The 19,802-nt window shown below is 63.6% G+C and carries 18 protein-coding genes and 1 pseudogene; 7 read left to right on the top strand and 12 right to left on the bottom strand.

The features are described 5' to 3' along the window. Positions 1-343 precede the first annotated feature (343 nt). Both OKW37_RS23790 and OKW37_RS23785 read right to left on the bottom strand, forming a co-directional pair. Positions 344-817: a hypothetical protein gene (locus OKW37_RS23790; protein ID WP_187616157.1), complete on the bottom strand. Its 474-nt coding sequence runs from the start codon at positions 815-817 to the stop codon at positions 344-346. A gap of 850 nt (positions 818-1,667) precedes the next feature. Then, entirely contained in the window at positions 1,668-1,940 is a 273-nt protein-coding gene (locus tag OKW37_RS23785) for a DUF1488 domain-containing protein (protein ID WP_090807933.1), read from the bottom strand. Positions 1,941-2,331: 391 nt separating this feature from the next. Here OKW37_RS23785 and OKW37_RS23780 point away from each other — a divergent pair, with 391 nt between their 5' ends. Next, positions 2,332-2,835: an N-acetyltransferase family protein gene (locus tag OKW37_RS23780; RefSeq protein WP_429404401.1), complete on the top strand. Its 504-nt coding sequence runs from the start codon at positions 2,332-2,334 to the stop codon at positions 2,833-2,835. A gap of 30 nt (positions 2,836-2,865) precedes the next feature. Further along, a complete protein-coding gene (locus OKW37_RS23775) occupies positions 2,866-3,216 on the top strand; it encodes a DOPA 4,5-dioxygenase family protein (RefSeq protein WP_090810310.1) in 351 nt (116 codons plus the stop codon). A 28-nt stretch (positions 3,217-3,244) separates the two neighbouring features. Here OKW37_RS23775 and OKW37_RS23770 read toward each other — a convergent pair whose 3' ends face one another. From OKW37_RS23770 to OKW37_RS23750, 5 genes and pseudogenes are all read right to left on the bottom strand, one after another. Continuing rightward, positions 3,245-3,559 carry a high-potential iron-sulfur protein gene (locus tag OKW37_RS23770; RefSeq protein ID WP_429403939.1) on the bottom strand — a complete coding sequence of 105 codons (315 nt, stop codon included), beginning with the start codon at positions 3,557-3,559 and terminating at the stop codon, positions 3,245-3,247. 36 nt (positions 3,560-3,595) lie between these two features. Further along, positions 3,596-4,285, bottom strand: a complete 690-nt coding sequence (locus OKW37_RS23765; RefSeq protein WP_184030536.1) for a nitroreductase — start codon at positions 4,283-4,285, stop codon at positions 3,596-3,598. Positions 4,286-4,395: 110 nt separating this feature from the next. Continuing rightward, a pseudogene (locus OKW37_RS23760) lies at positions 4,396-5,120 on the bottom strand (PepSY-associated TM helix domain-containing protein). After that, a complete protein-coding gene (locus OKW37_RS23755; protein WP_184030542.1) occupies positions 5,117-5,800 on the bottom strand; it encodes a Fe2+-dependent dioxygenase in 684 nt (227 codons plus the stop codon). Before OKW37_RS23755 ends, OKW37_RS23760 begins: the two are co-directional and overlap by 4 nt. 67 nt (positions 5,801-5,867) lie before the next feature. Next, positions 5,868-8,048 carry a TonB-dependent receptor gene (locus OKW37_RS23750; protein WP_429403937.1) on the bottom strand — a complete coding sequence of 727 codons (2,181 nt, stop codon included), beginning with the start codon at positions 8,046-8,048 and terminating at the stop codon, positions 5,868-5,870. Between the two features lie 278 nt (positions 8,049-8,326). On the opposite strand from OKW37_RS23750, the gene OKW37_RS23745 reads away from it, so the two are divergent. Next, positions 8,327-9,322 (top strand): aldo/keto reductase, encoded by a 996-nt coding sequence (locus OKW37_RS23745; RefSeq protein WP_187611575.1) that lies wholly within the window; start codon positions 8,327-8,329, stop codon positions 9,320-9,322. 48 nt (positions 9,323-9,370) lie between these two features. Here OKW37_RS23745 and OKW37_RS23740 read toward each other — a convergent pair whose 3' ends face one another. Next, on the bottom strand, positions 9,371-9,937 hold the full coding sequence (locus OKW37_RS23740) for a YbhB/YbcL family Raf kinase inhibitor-like protein (protein ID WP_184057876.1): 567 nt from the start codon (positions 9,935-9,937) through the stop codon (positions 9,371-9,373). Between the two features lie 201 nt (positions 9,938-10,138). Here OKW37_RS23740 and OKW37_RS23735 point away from each other — a divergent pair, with 201 nt between their 5' ends. From OKW37_RS23735 to OKW37_RS23725, 3 genes are all read left to right on the top strand, one after another. Next, complete coding sequence (locus OKW37_RS23735) at positions 10,139-10,525, top strand: hypothetical protein (RefSeq protein ID WP_184057874.1); 387 nt, start codon at positions 10,139-10,141, stop codon at positions 10,523-10,525. 4 nt (positions 10,526-10,529) lie between these two features. Further along, on the top strand, positions 10,530-11,009 hold the full coding sequence (locus OKW37_RS23730) for a hypothetical protein (protein ID WP_143037232.1): 480 nt from the start codon (positions 10,530-10,532) through the stop codon (positions 11,007-11,009). Between the two features lie 141 nt (positions 11,010-11,150). Then, entirely contained in the window at positions 11,151-11,612 is a 462-nt protein-coding gene (locus tag OKW37_RS23725; RefSeq protein WP_429403936.1) for a type VI secretion system amidase immunity protein Tai4, read from the top strand. Positions 11,613-11,749: 137 nt separating this feature from the next. Here the strand turns inward: OKW37_RS23725 and OKW37_RS23720 are convergent, their stop codons facing one another. The 4 genes from OKW37_RS23720 to OKW37_RS23705 all read right to left on the bottom strand — a co-directional run bounded on the left by OKW37_RS23720 (position 11,750) and on the right by OKW37_RS23705 (position 19,200). Further along, entirely contained in the window at positions 11,750-12,574 is an 825-nt protein-coding gene (locus OKW37_RS23720; protein ID WP_429352817.1) for an ROK family protein, read from the bottom strand. A gap of 63 nt (positions 12,575-12,637) precedes the next feature. After that, positions 12,638-14,257: a glucose-6-phosphate dehydrogenase gene (zwf, locus tag OKW37_RS23715; RefSeq protein ID WP_429404399.1), complete on the bottom strand. Its 1,620-nt coding sequence runs from the start codon at positions 14,255-14,257 to the stop codon at positions 12,638-12,640. Between the two features lie 110 nt (positions 14,258-14,367). Next, positions 14,368-17,178, bottom strand: a complete 2,811-nt coding sequence (locus OKW37_RS23710) for an MGH1-like glycoside hydrolase domain-containing protein (RefSeq protein ID WP_184057870.1) — start codon at positions 17,176-17,178, stop codon at positions 14,368-14,370. 51 nt (positions 17,179-17,229) lie between these two features. Continuing rightward, positions 17,230-19,200: an amylo-alpha-1,6-glucosidase gene (locus OKW37_RS23705; protein WP_429403935.1), complete on the bottom strand. Its 1,971-nt coding sequence runs from the start codon at positions 19,198-19,200 to the stop codon at positions 17,230-17,232. Between the two features lie 200 nt (positions 19,201-19,400). Here OKW37_RS23705 and OKW37_RS23700 point away from each other — a divergent pair, with 200 nt between their 5' ends. Continuing rightward, positions 19,401-19,748, top strand: coding sequence for a hypothetical protein (locus tag OKW37_RS23700; RefSeq protein ID WP_429403934.1), 348 nt, complete (start codon positions 19,401-19,403; stop codon positions 19,746-19,748). The last annotated feature ends 54 nt before the right edge of the window (positions 19,749-19,802 follow it).

Genomic DNA, 19,802 nt, shown 5'->3' with positions numbered 1-19,802 from the left:
GCCTCGCCTCGGCGGTATGCAGGAGGTACGCGAGCAGGTAGGCGGCAAGCAGGCGCAGCCAGTCTAGCAAGCGGGAATCGCAGCGGCAAACGCGCCCGGCGGGACTTCTACGGACACTCGTAACAAGCCGCGCCACGCGCATCAGCCGGCCTCGCGCGACACGTCGATGCCGCTTTCAATGTGTCCGGAATCCATTTACGTCCGCGCTGAAACGGTCGTATCGGCCGTTCGACGAAACGCAGCGCAGCGGGCAGCCACTCGCCCGGGCTCGCCGATAGCGCATTGAGCGCAGCGCCGGTGACCCGCGACGCTTTCGAAATGCTCGCCGCTAGATGCGTGCCGCTCAAACCGCCGCTTCCGCCAGCGCCCGCAGTCGCGCGGAACGCATCAAACCTTCGATCATTTTCGCTTCCGCGCTCGCCAGTTCGCTCAGCGACGCCGCCGACAACTGTCCGTCGAAAATCGCTAGCGCCGCGCACAGACTTGCGTAGTCGTCGTCTTCGAGCGACCAGCGGCCAGTCTGGCGCTCGCGCACATCGAGCCGCACCATCGCCGCATGCGCGCTTTCGATGTCGGCGCGCGCGTCGGCGCCCCGTCCGGCATGCACAAGTTCCTGCGACACCAGCAAATGCCGGCTCAGCGTCGTGTGCAGAATGCGCGCGCCGTGGCCGCGGCGGAATGCATCGAGCGCGGCGTAGGCCTGCAACAGCATGGTCTGCGTGACCGGCGCGTGCGCGGTGCGGCTCTGGGTCAGAGAACGCAACAATGGGGACATGGCCGTGCGGCCGGGCTTGCGAACTCGCGACTTGCTGGACATCGATTCAACCTCCTTCTTTCGGCAGCGCGCCCGGACTTCGGCACGCGACGGCGGCAAACGCCGCGCTCAAACGTCCGACGTATTTCGCGCCCGACAGTTCACACCATGCGACGCCCCCGTTCTTCGAACGTATCGAAGAACGCAATGTCCGCATATCGGTTCGAAGCCGCCAGAAACAAGAAGCCCGCTTCGTTGCGACGAAAAAAAGCCCTGTTCCGCGAGGAACAGGGCTGACAGGATGGAACGGCCGAGCAGGCGCGTGGATGCCTGCCAACCTATAACCACCTAACCTGCAAAGCTATTGCTTACGTGTACTGCACCGGCAATTTCTACCGCTCGACAGCAAGCTTCAACTGCCGATTCAAACTACCATTTCAATTGCGACTGCATGTGGGCCGGTCCTCGCTATCTGCTACTTCTGGCCGCTACCCCTGTTGCTTCGCGCTCGTGCTCGATGCATTGCGCGCTTGTATTGCGTCAACTGCGGACTGCAAACTGCCAGATACGCACTGCGAACTGCAGACTTCATCAACGGTACGGTTCAAATCCGACACGAGGGGAAGATCGCATCGATGGAGGTCGGTGATTCCTCGCTCCATGGAAAAGAGTGTATGCGCGCACGCGCGAAAGCAATTGAGCGAAGCGAAGCGCTTTGGTGGGTTAATTTGGCGAATCGATGTAACAGCGGGCCTATGTAGCGCTCGACGTGAAATCAGCGATTGCACCGAAACGGTGCTGCGAAAGCCTGAGAGAAAAACGCGAAGTGCGAAGCCGGCCGCATTCAGGCCGAGCGGAGCCGGTGCCGTCGCGCCGGCGTCGTCGCGTGTGCAGCTTCGAGCGATGACGCACGTCAACCGCGTGTGGAGAAATCGTCGATCGTCAGCAAGACCTTCTCACCGGGACGCGCGAGCATTTTTCGTTCGGCGATCGCCGTAATACGTTTGCGCCCATCCGCGAACGTCTTCAGAACGCGCGCCTCACCCGCGCCGCGTTGCAGCCAGAAGTGCTGCTCGAGCGCCTCGCGCGTGACCGCGCATTCAAGGTCTCGTCCCTGCGACGAAAGCTGGAAAATCACCGCGCGTCCATCTGCCGAGACGCTGGGTACCACCTCGATCATCGTCATAGCCCACCTCGCAACGTTGATTACGGCGTTCGCCGCATAACGCGAACGTCCCCGGATAACCATCTGGACGCTCGCCGCATCGGATGACGCGCGAAGCGGACGTTCGCGCGCCAATCGTCGGAGGCCTCGTCTTGTCTGTTCGTACGGTGGTGCGGATAGCGCGGCCGCGATGGGTCGACGACCGTGCCCGCGAAAAGCGAATCAACCTTTAGCAATGCGCATGCCACACAACGCAGCAGGCGGCGCCTCGCCGCATCGAGCGTTCGCCTTGCATCGCAAAGTGAGAAGACTGCAACATAGCCGCGTGGTAAAAAAGCGCAGCCGGCGCGACAATCGACGACAATTCTTACTCGCGCTTCGCACGATCATCGCGCGCCGCTACCTTGCCGACATGTCCGCCCAACTGCCCGACCAACGATCCGGGTTGACCTTGCGCCCCGCGCAACCCGACGACGAAGCCTTCCTGCTCGAACTGCGCAAGACGACGATGACCGAACACCTGGTGCGCGCCGGCGAGTCGACCGACGACGACGCCCATCGCGCGCGCCTGTTGCATCGCTACGACGCGGCGCAGGTGGTCTGCATCGACGGCGCGCCCGCGGGCTTGTTGAAGGCGCATCGCAACGACGTCGAATGGTTCGTCGTGCAGTTGCAGATCGCGCCGGCGCTGCAGGGTCGCGGCATCGGCGAGCAAGCGCTGCGCACGATCCTGCGCGCCGCCGCGGCCGAAGCGTTGCCGGTCAGCTTGCAGGTGCTCAAGGGCAATCCCGCCAAACGGCTGTACGATCGTCTTGGCTTCGAGATCGTCGGCGAGGATCAGACACAGTTTCACATGCGCCTTGCAGCGCGCGCGCCAGCGGAAAGCGAAGCAGAACGAATGTCGGATAAAGACTGATACGGAACGAGCCTGGCAATGAACTCTGATATGACTTTTCGCGCTGCTTCAGCGATACAAAGCTGGCACGCGCACATCTACTTCGACCCGGCGAGCCGCGATGCCGCCTGGGCGTTTCGCGAGCAGATCGACGCACATTGGGGCGACAAACTGCAGATCGGGCGCTTCCACGAACGGCCGGTCGGGCCGCATCCGATGTGGTCGTATCAGCTCGCCTTCGCGCACACGCAGTTCGCCGACGTGGTCGGCTGGCTCACGCTCAATCACGGCGCGCTCGATGTCTTTCTGCATCCGAACACCGGCGACGCGCTGCGCGATCATCGCGACGCCGCCGTGTGGATCGGGCACTCGCACGAACTCGTGCTGAAGGCGCTGCTATAGCACCGCTGCGAACGCTACGGCGGCGTGCTCACATATTCGTATACGCGCTGCACCAACCGCGGGACGCGACCTGTTTAGTGCCGAACAGCGTGCAGCCGCCGTATGCGTCCGATGCCTTGCCCTGGAACAGCGAGCAGTTCGCGCACGATTGCCCGGCCGCGAAGTTCGGAAATCTGGCCTTGTCGACCTTCGACGCATCTTCGGTATAGCTGACCGCCTGCGCCTGCGGATCGCTCTCGCTGAGCGCATTGGGAACGGTCGCGGCGAACGCGACCCGAGACAGCGCGAGCGACGAGCCGACGCCCGCGCTGACCAACAGGAAATGGCGCCGCGATGTTTTCATTGTCGTTTGCCTCTGGGTGGGGACTGAGGGATGCGTTCAATCGAGAAAGCGCGCGAAGCGCTCGACCGGTTCGCGCTCGGGGCGCAGCGTATTGACCGGCGCGTTGGGGTCGCCGAAACCGAGCGACATGCCGCACACAAATTGCTCGTTTTCGGGCAGCCCGAGATGTCCGGCAATCAGTCGATGAAACTGCATGAACGCGGCCTGTGGACAGGTGTCGAGGCCGCGCCCGCGCGCGGCCGTCATGATCGCCTGCAGGAACATGCCGTAGTCGAGCCAGCTGCCGCGCTCGAGGCTGCGATCGATCGTGAACAGCAGGCCGACGGGTGCGTCGAAGAAACGGAAATTGCGCGAGTGCTGTTCGTGCATGCGCGCCTTGTCGCCCTTCTCGATGCCGAGCAGGCTATACATGTCCCAGCCGATCTTGCGACGCCGGTCGATGAACGGCGACTGCCACTGGCGCGGATAGTACGCGTACTCCTCCTGGTACAGTTCGTCGCGCTGCGGATCGTCGTAGGCGGCGAGCAGATCGCGCGACAGACGCGCGAGCGATTCGCCCGTCAGCACGTATACCTTCCACGGCTGCGTGTTGGTGCCCGACGGTGCGTGGCTGGCGGCTTCGAGAATCGCTTCGATGTCGGCGCGCTGCACCGGTGTCGGCAGAAAGGCGCGCACCGAGCGCCGCGTGGTCAGCGCGGTGTCGACGGGGTTCGCGGGAGAGGTCATCGGCGGATGGCGGCAGAGCCTGCGGAGTAGGTCTGCGACGATTCTAGCGCGGACCGCTCAAAGCCTGCCCGCCAGCGCGCAGGCATCGCCCGAAGCGTTGCGCCGCGCCCTTACATCGTCCCCAACACCACCGCCGCCGCAATCGATCCGACCACGAGCGCGAGCCCCACCGTCTTGCGCTTGTTCAACTCGGTCCACAACAGCACGCCCGTCAACGACAGCAGGATCAGGCTGCCCGCGAGCGTATCGATCAGCAGCACCCAACCGACGCTCAAGCCCACACCCTTGTGCATGTTCGTCAGAATCGCGAGAAAGGTGTTCGCGCTGCGCTTGACCGTCACGGTGTGGTTGCCGACCCAGTATTCGGCCGACGTGTTTTCCTTCGGCGACCCGAAATTCAGTTGCCAGTGCTCGGGCTGCACGACGCTGCGATCGCCCCACGCCACCGGATGCTCGGTTTCCTTCTGCACGCGCCCCGGATTGCCGGCGATCTTCAGCTCCTGCTTGAGCCACTTCGCGAGCTCGCGCGGCGTTTGCGGCGCCGGTTGCGGCAGCGGCACCTGCATCACCGACACCTGCGGCTCGCCGGTCGAGACGCGCAGCGGGCCGCCGCGATGATTCAGAAAGAAGCCCGTCGTGCCGAACAGCAGACCGAGCGCCGCGCCCCACAATCCGACCCAGCCATGCACCTTGCGCAGCCACTTGATGAAGGTCGCGCGACGCGAGCGCGCTGCTGGCGCGATTTCAGTTCATGGTCATCGAGCCGACGCGGCTCCTGCGCGTCATGTTCGCCGGCCGCGGGCGGTTGAATGTCGAGGGTGTCCGATACGCTCACGTTTCACTCCAGGTGCGCAGCAGATTGTGATAACAACCGACGAGGCTGCGTCGCGCAGCTTCGTCGGCATGGGTGGCATTGAGCCGTTGAATCGCGGTGTCCATGTCGAACAGCAGCGCGCGATGGGTGTCGCTGCGCACGAGGCTCTGCACCCAGAAGAAGCTCGCCACCCGCGCGCCGCGCGTGACTGGCGTCACCTGGTGCAGACTCGTCGCCGGATAGACGATCATGTCGCCGGCCGGCAGTTTCACCTGCTGCACGCCGTAGGTGTCCTCGATCACGAGTTCGCCGCCGTCGTATTCGTCGGGCGCGCTGAGAAACAGCGTCACCGACACGTCGGTGCGCAGCTTCACGCCGTTCGGCAGCACGCGCACCGCGCCGTCGACGTGGCTGCCGAACTGCATGCCGCCCTCGTAGCGGTTGAAGAGCGGCGGATAGACCTGGTTGGGCAGCACCGCGCTGATGAACAGCGGATTGCGCTCGATCGCCGCGAGAATCACATCGCCGAGTTCGCGCGCGAGCGTCGAGTGCTCGGCGATCTGCTGATTGCGCTTGACCGGCGCGCCCTGATAGCCCGCGGTCGCGCGGCCATCGACCCATGCGTCGCCGGCTCGATCGAGCCGCTCGCGCATGAAGCGCAATTGCCCGGCGTCCAGTACCTTCGGAATGTGCAGCAACATAGTGTGTCCTTCGCGTCGGCTTGCCGTTTGCAGAAGCGGCAAGCCGTACGCATGCGCTCAGTGCGTATCAAAAGCGGTAGTTGAACGTCGCGAGCAGCGTGCGGCCGATGCCCGGCACCGAACGTCCGCCGTCCGACGGAATCAACGCGTCGTAGTAGTACTTGTTGGTGAGGTTCAGCAGGTTCAGGCGCACGTCGTACTTCTTCGCGTGATAGGCCGCGGTCGCGTCCCAGCGCGTGTAGCCCGGCACCTTCACGTAGTTCGTATTCGACGCATAACGTGGCGACATGTAGATCGGACCGCCGCCGATTTCCCAATGCGGCGTGATCGCGTACGTGGTCCAGAACGTCAGCGTGTTGCGCGGCGTGTTGGCCGGCGTGTGACCCTGCGTGCCGTCGGCCGCTTTCAGGATCGTCGCGTCCATGTACGTGTAGCCGCCGAAAATCTGCCACTTGTCGGTGATGTGTCCCGTCACGCCCGCCTGGAAGCCGTCGACGCGAATGTTGCCGGCCAACTGGTACTCGGTCGGTGACACCTGCGTGCGCGCGTTGTCCTTTTCCTCGCGGAAGATCGCCGAGGTCACCGACATGTTGCCGCCGAACAGATCCCACTTGCCGCCGATTTCATACGACTTCGTCGATTCCGGCGCGAGGTTCTGAGTGCGGTTCGTGACCGTCAGGTTTTCGAGCGACGGGTTGAACGACGTGCCGTACGACACGTAGTACGACTGCCAGTCGGTCGGCTGATAGATGACGCCGGCGCGCACGCTCGTGAAGTAGTTGGTCTGGCTCGCATAAGCCGGCGCGCTAATCGTATTGCGGATTCCCGCCGAGAAACGATCCCAGCGCACACCGCCGATCAGCTTCCAGTGCGGCGTCAGCGTAATCGTGTCGTTCAGGTAAGCGGCAATTTCGTTCGCGCTCGAATCGGCGTAGTTGCCGACCGTCGTCGTCACGTTCGACGGCGTGCCCATGATCGGCGGACTGAGCATCGGCACGATCGGCAGGTTGTTGCGCGTGTACGCCTGGTTCGTATAGCTGTCGTGGCCCACTTCGACACCGGCGATCAGGTCGTGCCTGATCGGTCCGGTGTCGAATTTGTATTCGAGCATCGTGTCGTTGTAGATCGCATGATTCTGGATCACGCGGTCATGACTCTGCAGCTTGATGAACAGCTGCGACGGCGACAGCGTCGTGAAGTTGCCGTTGGTCAACGCTGTGCTGGACGACAGCGGTCCGGTCAGCACCGCTTGCGGCGCGGTTTCGCGCGCGTCGGTGGTCGAGTGCGAGATCTGCGTCTGGTTCGTCAGCGTCAGGTCCTCGGAGAACTTGTGCTTGATCGCCGCGGTAAAGATCTGCACGTCCTGGATCGTGCGGTCGCTGGTCAAACCGTAGAACGTGTTCTTCGGTACCGGCGACGGGCGGCCGTTCAGCGCCTGGATGCCGTAGTCGGGCATGTCGTGGTTGTGCTGGATCAGCGCGGACAGCGTGATCTCGGTCGGCGTGCCGATGCCGAAGCGCAGTTCCGGCGCGACGCCGAAGTCCTTGTTCTTCATCACGTCGCGCGTCGAGCCGAGGCTCTGGCCGAATGCATTGAGGCGGATCGCCGAGGTGTCGGTGAGCTTGTGGTTCACGTCGACGGTGGAGCGGTAGCGGTCGTCAGTGCCGATCATGCCGGAGACTTCCGCCGAGTCCGTCAGGTTCGCCTTCTTGCTGACCTGGTTGATCACGCCGCCGGTCGAGCCGCGGCCGAACAGCATCGACGACGGACCGTACAGCACTTCGAGCGATTCAAGATTGAACGTGTCGCGGTAGTACTGGTTGCGGTCCCGAAAGCCGTCCAGATAGATGTCGTTCTGCGCGGTGAAACCGCGCAGGTTGATGTTGTTGCCGATCTGGCCGCCTTCGGCCGCGCCGATCGTCACGCCGGGCGCGTTGCGCAGCGCGTCCGCAAACGACGTCGCGCCCTGCGAGGCGAGCAGGTCGCGATTGATCACGGTGACGGTCTGCGGAATGTCGCGCAGCGCGGTCGGCGTCTTCGCGCCGACGGTCGCCCGGTCGGCCTGGAAGTCCTGCTGAACGGCCTGAGCCTGCACGCCGATGGTCGGCAGCGTCTGCGCGGAGGCGGGTGTGTCGTTCTGTGCATTGGTTTGTACGTTCTGCGGCGCGCTTTGCGCGAGCGCCGGGGTCGTCAAAGGAATGGCAAAAGCGAGCGCTAGCGCTGTCGCGAGCGGCGTGTGATTGAGCATGGAAATCCCGTCAGAAATGCGTTTGTCAGATTCGCATCACTGACGTCGAATTCATGACAAAGCCGCAAATGGCTGGCTGCCGCTCTCCGTAGTGTGAGATGGAGATGACGGGATGGCTGGCTAGGTTTAAATGAGAATCGATATCATTTCACATCTACTGGATGTCAGCAATCCCGGCGTGCGTCAGGCACATCGAATCGCGACTCGGTTTATCCTTTTTACAACAATGTAGTTTCATCGCTTCGGCAGCGCTTTCCTTCCCTCTGGAGTCGACTTTTATGCAATATCGCCAATTCGGCCGCACCGGCCTGACCGTTTCTCGCCTGTGTCTCGGCACCATGACCTTCGGGCTGCAAACCGAAGAAGCCGCATCGCACCGCATCCTCGACACGGCCGCGGACGCCGGTGTCAATTTCATCGATACCGCGAACGTCTATCCGCTCGGCGGCAGCGAAAATCTGGCCGGACGCACCGAGGAAATCGTCGGACGCTGGCTGAAGGGCAAACGCGAGCGCTTCATCGTCGCGACCAAGGCGGTCGGCAAGATGGGGCCCGCCGCGTGGGACCAGGGCGCGTCGCGCAAGCACCTGCTCGATGCGATCGACGCGTCCTTGCAGCGCCTCGGCACCGACTACGTCGACCTGTACCAGCTCCATTCCGACGACGCGAAGACCCCGCTCGACGAGACGCTCGAAGCGCTCGATGCGATCGTGCGCTCGGGCAAGGCGCGCTATATCGGCGTGTCGAACTTTCTCGCCTACCGGCTCGCGCGCGCACTGGGGCGCGCGGACGTGCTCCGCGTCGCGCGCTTCGTGTCGGTCCAGCCGCGCTACAACCTGCTGTTTCGCCAGATCGAGCGCGAGCTGCTGCCGCTGGCCGCCGAGGAGCAACTGGCCGTGATGCCGTATAACCCGCTCGCGGGCGGACTGCTGAGCGGCAAGCACCGGCTCGACGCGACGCCCGCCGAAGGGCGCTTCACCGAAAGCGTCGGCAAGGCTGGCGCGATGTATCAGGAGCGCTACTGGCATGAGCGCGAGTTCGACACGATCGAAAGGCTGAAGGCGATCGTCGCGCCGACCGGCGAATCGCTGACGAAGGTGTCGCTTGCGTGGGTGCTCGCGAATCCGCTGATTACGTCGGCGATCATTGGTGCGAGCCGCGCGGAGCAGTTGAGCGATACGCTCGCGGCGGCCGGGCTCACGCTCGACGCCGCGATCAAGACCCAGCTCGATGAAGCGAGCGTGCAGTATCGCTGGGGGGACGCGGCGCGCTAGCCGCCCGCCGGCAGATCAAGCGTGGCCCCGGCGTTCGGCCGCACGTCTTCATCGTCCGTAGCGCAGCACGGTGCTCGTCGCGGCGAGCACGTGATCCTTGATCGCGGCGTGGAACGCGTCGCGCGTCAAGCCGGCCGGCAATGCGTCGGGCGGCAGATCGAGCGCATAGACCTGCGCCACGTAGTGATGCGGTACCTCGCCGACGGGCGGACACGGGCCGTAATAGCCGGGGCCGCCGGTGCGATTCGTGCCGGCGACGCTGCCCGCCGGCGCGGCTTCGCCTTCGGCGAGTCCAGTCGTGGTAGGCGCGATGCCATAGACGATCCAGTGCACGAGGCCGAGGCCTTTCGCGCCGTCGGGATCGAAGATCGTCACCGCGAAACTTTTCGTGCCGGCCGGCGCGTTATGCCATTGCAGCGCCGGCGACACGTTGCCGCCGCCGCAATTGTTCGCGCTCGCGGCGTGGCTCGCGTTGAGCGTGCCGCCATCGGCCAGTCCCGGCGACGACACCGCGAAGGCCTGTGCCGCATACGCATGCGCGCTCGCGTAAGCGAGCAGCGCGCACGCGCCGACGGAGAGGAGGCGCCGCGCGAGGGTCAGGTGGATGCGAGTCATTGGGAGTCTCCGGGGTTGGACGTGCCGTCGAGAGCTTTGCAGTTCAGAGAGCAACTATAACGAGAATGTTGTTTTGAGATGGAAGAGGCGGCATATTGCGCATGGGGCTACGCGAATCAAACAGATAGCGATCCTACGTGATCGATTGATTAATTCATTCTCGCCCCTTTGTCGTTCAAAGAAAAAAATGGAGTTGCCTGAATGTCTACAAAACACGCCCACTCGCATCGCCCGACGAAAACTGCGCCGCCGCAATGGAAAGAGAAGCCGGCAAGCATTGTGCCGCTCACGGTTCAGAATGCGCTGAAAGACGCCATGCGCACCGAGCGCATTCCAGACACGGATTTCAGCGATCTGCTATGGATCATGGCTCAGGAATCCGCCGGTGTCGTCGATGCGCGCAACGGGACTTCAACAGCACGTGGCCTGTTTCAACTGCTGCGCGCGCAATACAGCTTGAACCCGCGCGGAGAGGCATCATTCGGTAATGCGAAGGAGGAGTGCCAAGGCGGCATCCGTTACATTTATGGCCGCTACCATTCCGCAAATATGGCCAGAGGATTCTGGCAACAACACCACTGGTATTAAAACGATGCGTCTTTCGTCCTGGCTTATTGCCACATTGATGTTCGGCGCAGTATCCGGTTTGGCCCTTGCGGAATCGGTCCTCAGGTTTGAGGATTGTCCCGCCACTGTCGAGTCCAGGCACGCTGCGATGCCACGCATGATATTCACGGACGCGACGGCACGTCATTACCGCAGCATTCTTCGTGAAGCCGCAAAGGAGCCGATTAACTTCGCGGGCCACTACGTTCTCGCTACGTGGGGATGCGGTGCTGGCTGCGTGATGGCGGCGGCAATCGATACGAACTCGGGCCGCGTCACTTCGCTGCCGTTCACGGTTTCCGATTGGCCGCTGGACATCACGGATCCGCTTGCGTATCGCGCAGACAGTTGCCTGCTGATCGCTCACGGTAGCCGCAATGAAAACGCCGAGCACGGAACCTACTACTACGCGTTCGACGGCAAAACATTTACCTTGCGCGCGAGTACGACAAACGTCGGGCGTTAGACAAACCGCGGAAGCAGTGAACGAGACCGTCACCCCGTGATGGACAACTGGATTGCGCGAAAACTACTGTTACGACCACTGCTATTTCAACGAACCTGAGGCGAAGTATCGCACTGACCGCGCGAACTTCTGGAGTTTGCCGTGAAGAAGGTCGGGGTTGGCATCCTAACTGGTTTTGCCCTCATCTTCGGCATGTCTGCTTGCTATACAAAAGGCGATCAACGTGCGACTCCACAAGCTGGAGCACGTACTTATGCACAGAATTACAAAGACATGGTTCTGGCTACTTGCATAGCGACCGCCTACAGGAACGACAAAGATGCTGCTATGGATGCGGGAAGCAGCGTCAGTGCATTGCGAGACTGGACTTACTTTGACTTGGAGAAGGCTCCAGACGCGATCAAAACCTTGGTGGACAATTATTTGGCGCGAAATTATCAAAACCCGCTGGTTGAATCGGAAACTGAAGGTGTCCGTTTCGATTTCCTGAAGTGTCTGGACCTGTATCACAGTAAGGAATTGGACGCACAGGTCAAGCGTTTGGTCATTAACCCCAGGCGCACTTACCGGCAAGATAATCCGTTGCCAGCAAAGCCGAAGTAGTTATGAGCACGTCCAGCGTCGAAGCGCTGACCAGTGCTCGGGCACGGATCGCCTTGGCAATTGTTGAGGGGTTGATATGAACCCTTGGACGTGGAGCCGCGGCACTGGATACGTGATGGCAGCGGCAATCCACCGCCTCACTTCGGCTTGAACCGCCCCGTCTTCTGCGTCGCCTCCGGATACTGTCGCGTCTCGCGCACCGACAGCGGATGCCACAATTTCGCGCCGCCCTCGATCCCCGCGTCGTTCGATACGGTCGCCACGTTCGCCGGCAGCGAAAACTTGATGCGCGCCGCGTTGCCGCCGCCGATCCACAGCTTGTCGTAATTGACCAGTGACTCGAGAATGCCGATCACCTTCTCGACACGCCGGCTCCAACGCTTGTTGCCGATCTGCTCGCGCGCGGCCTCGCCGATGTATTCGTCGTACGCCACGCCCTTCTTGCTGACCGGATGATGCGCGAGCTCCAGATGCGGCATCAGTTCGCCATCGCGAAACATCGCGGTGCCGGCGCCGGTGCCGAGCGTCAGCACGAATTCGAGGCCGTGGCCTTCGATCGCCGCGAAGCCTTGCATTTCGGCGTCGTTGATCATCCGCACCGGCAGTCCGCCCAGGCGCTGCGCGAGCGAATCCGCGAGCGCAATGTCGTGCCATCCTTCGATGCCGAAGTGCGGCGCGGTCAGAATGCGGTTGTTGCGCACGACACCCGGAAACCCGATCGAGATACGGACGGGCCGTACCTGCTCGATGAGCGGAGCCACGAGTTGCGCGAGCGCGTCCACCAGTTGATCCGGCGTGCACGGATGCGGCGTCGCAACGCGCACGCGTTCGGTTTTCATCTGCCCGTCGGCGTCGATGATCGCGGCCTTCAGGCCGGTGCCGCCGACATCGATCGCGAGGATGTGCTCGCTGCCGCTTGTCGGCGCATTCCGTTTCACTGCGTTCTTCTTGCGTGTTGCCACGATGTCTCCCGATTGTGTTGAGGCGGTTGTGATGCGGGTCTGCGGGTTGGTTCAAAGTTGCCGCTACGACTTGCCACCGGGCGCTTTCTGCTGCAACGGGCGCCACGCGTGGCCAGCGCGCGCGAGCAGCGCGTCGGCTTCGGCCGGCCCGTCGCTGCCGGCCGCATAGCCACGCACGGCAACCGCGCCGCCACTCCTCGGATGCAGCACGTCGTCGACCGCGCACCAGCTCGTCTCGATGCTGTCGGCGCGCTGAAACAACGTCGCGTCGCCAAACATGCAGTCGTACAGCAGCGTCTCGTAGCCGACGTTCGCGCTTTCCGCAAAGAAGTCGCCATAGTTGAACGACGACTGTACCGGACCGACCTGCATCACCGGCCCCGGCACCTTCACGTTGAAATCGAAGCTCGAGCCGTGCTCGGGATCGATGCGAATGGTCAGCACGTTCGGCGTCAATGCGTTGACCGGCGTATCGCGGAACAGGCGGAACGGCACCGGCTTCAGCTGCACCGAAACCTCGGTGCGGCGCACCGCGAGCCGCTTGCCGGTACGCAGATAGAACGGCACGCCGGCCCAGCGCCAGTTCTCGACGAACACGCGCGCCGCCGCGTAGGTTTCCGTCGTGCTGCCGGGCGCGACGTCGGGCTCCTCGCGATAGCCCACGCCGGCTGGCCCTTTTTCGTACTGGCCGAAGACGACGTCGGCGGACGTCAGCGGCTGGATTGCGTCGAACAGCTCGGCCTTCTTGTTTCGCACGGCTTCGGCCTCGAACGAATTCGGCGGCTCCATCGCGACGATGCCGAGCAGCTGGAACAGGTGGTTCGGCACCATGTCGCGAAACGCGCCGGTCTGCTCGTAGAACCTGCCGCGCCCCTCGACGCCGATCGTTTCCGCCGCCGTGATCTGCACGCAATCGATGTACTCGCGCCGCCAGATCGGCTCGAACATCGCATTCGCGAAGCGCACCGCGAGGATGCTCTGCACGGTGTCCTTGCCGAGAAAATGATCGATGCGGTACACCTGCGACTCCCGCGCATACGACAGGATGTGCGCGTTCAGATCGCGCGCCGACGCGAGATCGGTGCCGAACGGCTTCTCGATCACGAGACGCCGGAAGCCGCCGTTCGCGCCGTCGCCTTCCTTCAGCAGGCCGGCTTTGCCGAGCCGGTCGGTGATCGGTTTGAAAAAACGCGCGCCGACCGCGAGGTAGAAGATCGCGTTACCGCCTTTCGACTGATCGAGCTTCTGCTTCAGCTTCGCGAACGTATCGTCGGATTCGAACTCGCCCGCCATGTATTCGAGGCGCTGCGCGACCCAGTTCCACGCGTTGTCGTCGAGCTTGCCGGCGTGAAAGGTGCTGGCCTTGTCGGCGGCGAACTTCTGCAGCGAGGTATGCAGTTCGTCGCACCATTCGCGCGTTTCGCGCTCGCCGTGATTGACGCCGATGATCTTCATGCTGTCGTCGAGCAGGCCATCGACCGCGAGGTTGTAGAGCGCCGGCATCAACAGACGTTTGGTCAGATCGCCGCCCGCGCCGAAGATCACGAGCGTGCATGGCGGCGCGGACTTCTTGCCGGCCGGCGACGACAGGGCGTCGTACCGGTTCGCGCTGAGCTTGCAGCTCAGCGCGGGCGTTGCGTTGGGTTGATCGGTAGAAGCGGAAGGGTTCGGTGTGCTCGACATGGGATTCACTTGGACCTCGGTAAGCCGATAGAACGAACGCGGCGATACATGAAAGACCACGGGCGCTGCCGCACAGTTCAATCGCGTTCGCGCGTGAGCGCGCGGCGTGCTTACTTCGTCGTCGTGGCCGCGAGCGACGGTACCGGTTCTTTCGCCACCGCCGGCGTTACCGCGGATGCAGAAGCCGCCGGCACCGGAATCGGCGCGGGCGCCAGCGCCGGTTCCCCCGCCAGCGGCACGTTGCCCGATGCCGCCATGGCGCGCGGCTGCAACAGCAACGCGACGAGCCCGGTCCAGCCGGTCTGATGCGAAGCCCCGACGCCACGACCGTTATCGCCATGAAAATACTCATGGAACAGGATCAGATCCTGCGAACGCGGGTCCGCCTGCAGCAGCGGATACGCACCCATCACCGGCCGCTCGCCGTTTTTGTCCTTCAGGAACAGCGTGGTCGCGCGGCGCGCGAGTTCGTCGGCGATTTCGCTCAACGAGAACTTCTGGCCCGACCCGGTCGGATACTCGACGCGGAAATCATCGCCGTAATAGCGATGAAACTCGTACAGCGATTCGATCAGCAGATAGTTGACCGGCATCCACACCGGCCCGCGCCAGTTCGAATTGCCGCCGAACACACGGGTATCGGATTCGGCCGGCAGATACTTGACGCAGAAGCTGTTGCCGTTGTGCTGGTACACGAACGGATGATCGCGATGGCAACGCGACAACGCCCGCACGCCGTGATCGGAAAGAAATTCACTTTCGTCGAGCGCGCGCCGTAACAACGCCTTCATCCGATGCCCGCGCAGCAGCGACAGCAAAAGCGCGTTGCCCTTGCCGGGCTCGTTCCAGCGCGACACCAGCTTCGCGAGATCGGGCCGATGCTCGAGAAACCACACGAGGCGCTCGCGCAAGCCCGGCAAGCCGCCATGCAAACGCTCCTCGAGCACGTGCACGGCGAACAGCGGTATCAGTCCGACGATCGAGCGAACGCGCATCGGCATGCTGCTGCCGTCGGGCAGGCGCAGCTTGTCGTAGAAGAATTCGTCCTCGCTATCCCACAGGCCCGTGTCGCAGCCGTCGTCGCAACTGACCGCTTCCGCGATGTACAGGAAGTGCTCGAAGAACTTCACACCAATATCGACGAACACATGGTTCGCGTAGGCGAGTTCGAGCGCGATACGCATCAGGTCGAGCGCATACGCGGCCATCCACGCGGTGCCGTCGGCCTGGTCGATGTGGCCGCCGGTGGGCAGCGGCGACGAGCGGTCGAAGATGCCGACGTTGTCGAGCCCGAGAAAACCGCCCTGAAAAATATTGTGGCCGTCGGCGTCCTTGCGATTCACCCACCACGAGAAATTCAGCAGCAGCTTGTGAAACATGAGCTCCAGAAAATCGCGGTCCGCCTTGCCGGTCAGCGCGCGGTCGATCTCGTACACGCGCCACGCGGCCCATGCATGGACCGGCGGGTTCGCGTCGCTCAACGCCCATTCGTAAGCGGGCAACTGGCCGTTCGGGTGCTGATAGCGGTCCTTCACGAGCAGCAGCAACTGCTTCTTGGCGAACGCCGGATCGATCAGCGCGAACGCGGCCGCATGAAACGCGAGGTCCCACGACGCGTACCACGGGTACTCCCACTTGTCCGGCATCGACACGATGTCCGCGTTGCACAGATGCCGCCAGTCGGTGTTGCGGCCGTGCTTGCGCGCGGCGGGCGGGCTCGGTTGCAGCGGATCGCCGTCGAGCCAGCGCTGCACGTCGTACTGGTAGTACTGCTTCGACCACAGCATGCCGGCGAGCGCCTGACGTTGCACGAGACGCGCATCGGGGTCGGTGATCTCGTGTTGCAACGCGCCATAGAATTCGTCGGCTTCGGCGCGGCGGCGCGCGATCAACGCGTCGGCATCGAATGGCGCTTCATCGGTCGCCGATTGCGGGTGCCAGCGCAGATACACGACCGCGCGTCCGTGCGGCCCGAACTCGAGCGCCGCATGCGCGGCGGCCCGGGTGCCCGCGTCGTGACGGATCGCGTTCGCGTCGCCGTGCACGAGGTAGTCGTTGAAGCCGTCCTTGAACGGGCCCGCGCCGTCCATGCCGAACAGCCGCTTCACGTTGGTCTCGTTCTCGCAGAACAGCCATGCGAGTTGCGGCGCGTCCTTCGACCACGCGGTCACGACGATCGGTTCGTGCACATGGTGATGGCCAAGCAGACGCACCGCGCCGTCATGACCGGTACCGGCGACGAGCTTCGGCTTGTCCTTGTTCTCTTTCCACGACCACGAGTTGCGCGCCCAGATCTGCGGCAGCACATCGAGCGACGCCGCTTCGTCCGCGCGATTTTCGATCGTCACACGCATCACGATGTCGTCGGGCGTGTGCTTCGCGTATTCGATCTGGACGTCGAAATAGCGCTGATCGTCGAACACGCCGGTATCGAGTACTTCGTACTCTGGCATATCGCCGCCGCGGCGCGCGTTTTCGTCGATCAGGTCCTGGTAGGGATAGGCCGCATGCGGGTACTTGTACAGCATGCGCATGTAGGAATGCGTGGGCGTGCCGTCGAGATAGAAGTACAGCTCCTTGACGTCCTCGCCGTGATTGCCCTGCGAGTTGGTCAGGCCGAACAGGCGCTCCTTGATGATCGGGTCCTTGCGGTTCCACAGCGCGAGCGACACGCACCAGCTGAGCCGGTCGTCGCCGAAACCGGCGATGCCGTCTTCGCCCCAGCGGTAGGCGCGGCTGCGCGCATGGTCGTGCGGAAATGAGTCCCAGGCGGTGCCGTTCGCGCTGTAGTCCTCGCGCACCGTGCCCCACTGGCGCTCGCTCAGATACGGCCCCCAGCGCTGCCAGTGGCCGCATTCGGGCGAATGCAGTCGGGAACCTTCAATCGTGGCGAGCAGATTGGCAGCGCGCAGCGGTGGCATGAAAACGTCCTTGCAACAGGCCTGGCGGTGGGACCCACATCGTAGCGCGGTTTACGCGCCGTTGTGCTCGAACCGGGCAAGCAGACTTTCGACGCGCAGCAATTCGCCTAGCGACCAGGCCTGGAACGGCGTGCCGGCGGGCGCGTGCGGCGCGTCGCCGGCGGCGATCTCGGACAGGTGATCGAGGCCCGCGTGATCGAGATGCGCGTACAGCGGGGCGAGAAAGCGCGCCCTCGCCTGCGCGAGATTATCGGCACTCGCGCCATTCACTCGCAGCCACGCTTCGACGAACGGGCCGATCAGCCACAACCACGCGGTGCCCTGATGATAGGCGCCGTCGCGTTCGCGCGGCGCGCCGCCGTAGCGGCCGCGATAGGCGGGATCGGACGGCGCGAGCGTGCGCAGGCCGAGCGGCGTCAGCAATTGCGCTTCGACCTGGCCCAGCACCGCGCGCGCCGCCGCGCCTTCGAGCAGCGGAAACGGCAGGCCACCGACCGCGAAGATCTGATTCGGCCGGATCGAGCGGTCGACCGTGCCCGGCACATGATCGACGTCGACGTTATCGAACAGCGCCTGGGTGGCCGGATCGACGAAGCGCCGGCGAAACGCGAGCGTCGCGCGCTCGGCAGCTTGCCGCCACTGCGGGTTCCATGCTGACGCGATCCGCAGCGCGTTGATCCACAGCGCCTGCACTTCGACCGGCTTGCCGATGCGCGGTGTGACGACCCAGTCGCCGACTTTCGCATCCATCCACGTCAGTTGCACGCCGGGGATGCCGGCGCGCAGCAGGCCGTCGTCCGCGCACACGCCGATGTTGAAGCGCGTGCCGTTCGTGTAGCCGGTCAGGATCGTTTCGGCGGCCTGCTGCAGATGCGCGCGCGTTTGCGCGCCCGCATGCGGCGTCGCCAGATAGTCGTGAACCGCGACGATGAACCATAGCGACGCGTCGACCGAGTTGTATTCGGGCGCGTCGCCGTGGTCGGGGAAGCGGTTCGGCAGCATGCCTTCGGACAGCGTGCCCGACCATTCGAGCAGGATCGCTTCGGCATCGTCGAGACGGTTCGACGCGATCAGCAGGCCGCGCATCGCGATGAACGTGTCGCGGCCCCAGTCGGTGAACCACGGAAAGCCCGCGAGGATCGTGCGGCCTTCGTTGCGCGTGACGACGTAGGCGTCGGCCGAACGTTGCAGGCGCGAGCCGAGTGCGGCGCGGCGTTGTTGTTCGGTGTGGGCGAGGCGGGCGGCGTGGGCGGTGGTTTGGGCTTTGTCGTTCGCGCATTCGGTGGCGGACGTGCTCGACGCGCTCAGAATCATCACCGCGTCGCCCTCCGCGAGATCGAAGCTGAACACGCCGGGCGTCGCGAGATCTTCGCTGCAATCGAGACCGCGCTCCTGCTCGCGCACGTAGCAGAAGTTGCGATACCAGTCGGGTGCATGCGTATAGGCGCCGTTCGTCGCCGCTCGCACGACCGGCAGTCCGCCATACGGTTGCCAGCTCGCGCACGATTGATCGGCGCTGACTTGCGCGCCGAAGTTGAAGGCCGGATTCTCGTGATGCAGCGCATGATAGTCACGGCCCGACAGCAGCGGTCTGATCTTCAGCACGGGCGCATCGAGTTCGCCGCCTTCGAGCCGCCAGCGCAATACCGCTTCGCACGTCGCTTTGCTGAGGAACACGTCGGCGATCATCGCCGCGTGCGCACCGAGTTGAATGCGCCACGTCGGCCACGGCGCGGTGTCGAAGCTGGCAAGGCGGCCGCGCAGATCCGGATAGATCACGTCAGGCCCATAGCGTTGCATGGTCAACGCGAAGCGCTCGCCGCCCGCCTCGACCCACGCCTCGATGCCGTTGACGAGCACCATGCGCCCGCCCGGCACGCGCGTCGCGGCTAGCAGCAGCGCATGGTAGCGGCGCGTGCGCAACATGCCGAGCGTGCCCGAAGCAAAGCCGCCGAAGCCGTCGGCTTCGAGCCATTCGTCTTCGAGTTGCGAGATGTCGATGGGTGAATCGATGCGAGTCATTGAATCGTGCTCATGCGCGAACGATAAAGCAGCAAACATAGCGCAGATGGCAGCGCCATGAACATTGACCTTCCCGATACTTTCCATTTTCTTTCGATCAACCGACGATTTATCGAAAGTTATGCCGGGCGCAAACGTTTCACAATTATTTCTTGAAAGGAATGGAGACTGCACCCGCTTTCATCGAACCGGATGCGGACATGAGAAAAATCAGTTGCATCGCGAGCGCCGCATTGCTGGCGCTTGCCACGATAGCGTTGAACGGTTGCGGCGCGGACGACTCCTCTTCCACGAGCATCGCGACGACCACGAGCCTTGCGCCGAACGACGCGGCGCAACAACCCGCAATGGCGGCAGCGGCAGTGGCGACTCCCAACGCCTCAGCGCCATTCGCGAACAACACGGCGAACGACACGGCGAGCAACACGGCAAGTGGCGCAGCCGCCACCGACGCGATCACGCAAAACATGCAGGCCAGTCTCGCGGCCGACAGCCAGCAGGTCGCGCCGGTCATGCGCTACGCGCCCGGCGACAGCGCGAACAACTAGTCCGCAACTGATCGTCAAGAGCAACGCGTAACCGACCACGAAACACCCCAAGGC

The sequence above is a fragment of the Paraburkholderia sp. MM5482-R2 genome (assembly GCF_050436125.1).
GTDB lineage: Bacteria > Pseudomonadota > Gammaproteobacteria > Burkholderiales > Burkholderiaceae > Paraburkholderia > Paraburkholderia tuberum.
The sequence above is the reverse complement of the archived record's forward strand: the minus strand, read 5'-3'. Positions and strand labels throughout refer to the sequence as shown.

What these genes read in the sequence shown, in the direction of transcription:
- OKW37_RS23790 (WP_187616157.1), bottom strand. Translation starts at nt 817, where the DNA reads ATGTCCAGCAAGTCGCGAGTTCGCAAGCCCGGCCGCACGGCCATGTCC.
- OKW37_RS23785 (WP_090807933.1), bottom strand. Translation starts at nt 1,940, where the DNA reads ATGACGATGATCGAGGTGGTACCCAGCGTCTCGGCAGATGGACGCGCG.
- OKW37_RS23780 (WP_429404401.1), top strand. Translation starts at nt 2,332, where the DNA reads ATGTCCGCCCAACTGCCCGACCAACGATCCGGGTTGACCTTGCGCCCC.
- OKW37_RS23775 (WP_090810310.1), top strand. Translation starts at nt 2,866, where the DNA reads ATGACTTTTCGCGCTGCTTCAGCGATACAAAGCTGGCACGCGCACATC.
- OKW37_RS23770 (WP_429403939.1), bottom strand. Translation starts at nt 3,559, where the DNA reads ATGAAAACATCGCGGCGCCATTTCCTGTTGGTCAGCGCGGGCGTCGGC.
- OKW37_RS23765 (WP_184030536.1), bottom strand. Translation starts at nt 4,285, where the DNA reads ATGACCTCTCCCGCGAACCCCGTCGACACCGCGCTGACCACGCGGCGC.
- OKW37_RS23755 (WP_184030542.1), bottom strand. Translation starts at nt 5,800, where the DNA reads ATGTTGCTGCACATTCCGAAGGTACTGGACGCCGGGCAATTGCGCTTC.
- OKW37_RS23750 (WP_429403937.1), bottom strand. Translation starts at nt 8,048, where the DNA reads ATGCTCAATCACACGCCGCTCGCGACAGCGCTAGCGCTCGCTTTTGCC.
- OKW37_RS23745 (WP_187611575.1), top strand. Translation starts at nt 8,327, where the DNA reads ATGCAATATCGCCAATTCGGCCGCACCGGCCTGACCGTTTCTCGCCTG.
- OKW37_RS23740 (WP_184057876.1), bottom strand. Translation starts at nt 9,937, where the DNA reads ATGACTCGCATCCACCTGACCCTCGCGCGGCGCCTCCTCTCCGTCGGC.
- OKW37_RS23735 (WP_184057874.1), top strand. Translation starts at nt 10,139, where the DNA reads ATGTCTACAAAACACGCCCACTCGCATCGCCCGACGAAAACTGCGCCG.
- OKW37_RS23730 (WP_143037232.1), top strand. Translation starts at nt 10,530, where the DNA reads ATGCGTCTTTCGTCCTGGCTTATTGCCACATTGATGTTCGGCGCAGTA.
- zwf (WP_429404399.1), bottom strand. Translation starts at nt 14,257, where the DNA reads ATGTCGAGCACACCGAACCCTTCCGCTTCTACCGATCAACCCAACGCA.
- OKW37_RS23710 (WP_184057870.1), bottom strand. Translation starts at nt 17,178, where the DNA reads ATGCCACCGCTGCGCGCTGCCAATCTGCTCGCCACGATTGAAGGTTCC.
- OKW37_RS23705 (WP_429403935.1), bottom strand. Translation starts at nt 19,200, where the DNA reads ATGACTCGCATCGATTCACCCATCGACATCTCGCAACTCGAAGACGAA.
- OKW37_RS23700 (WP_429403934.1), top strand. Translation starts at nt 19,401, where the DNA reads ATGAGAAAAATCAGTTGCATCGCGAGCGCCGCATTGCTGGCGCTTGCC.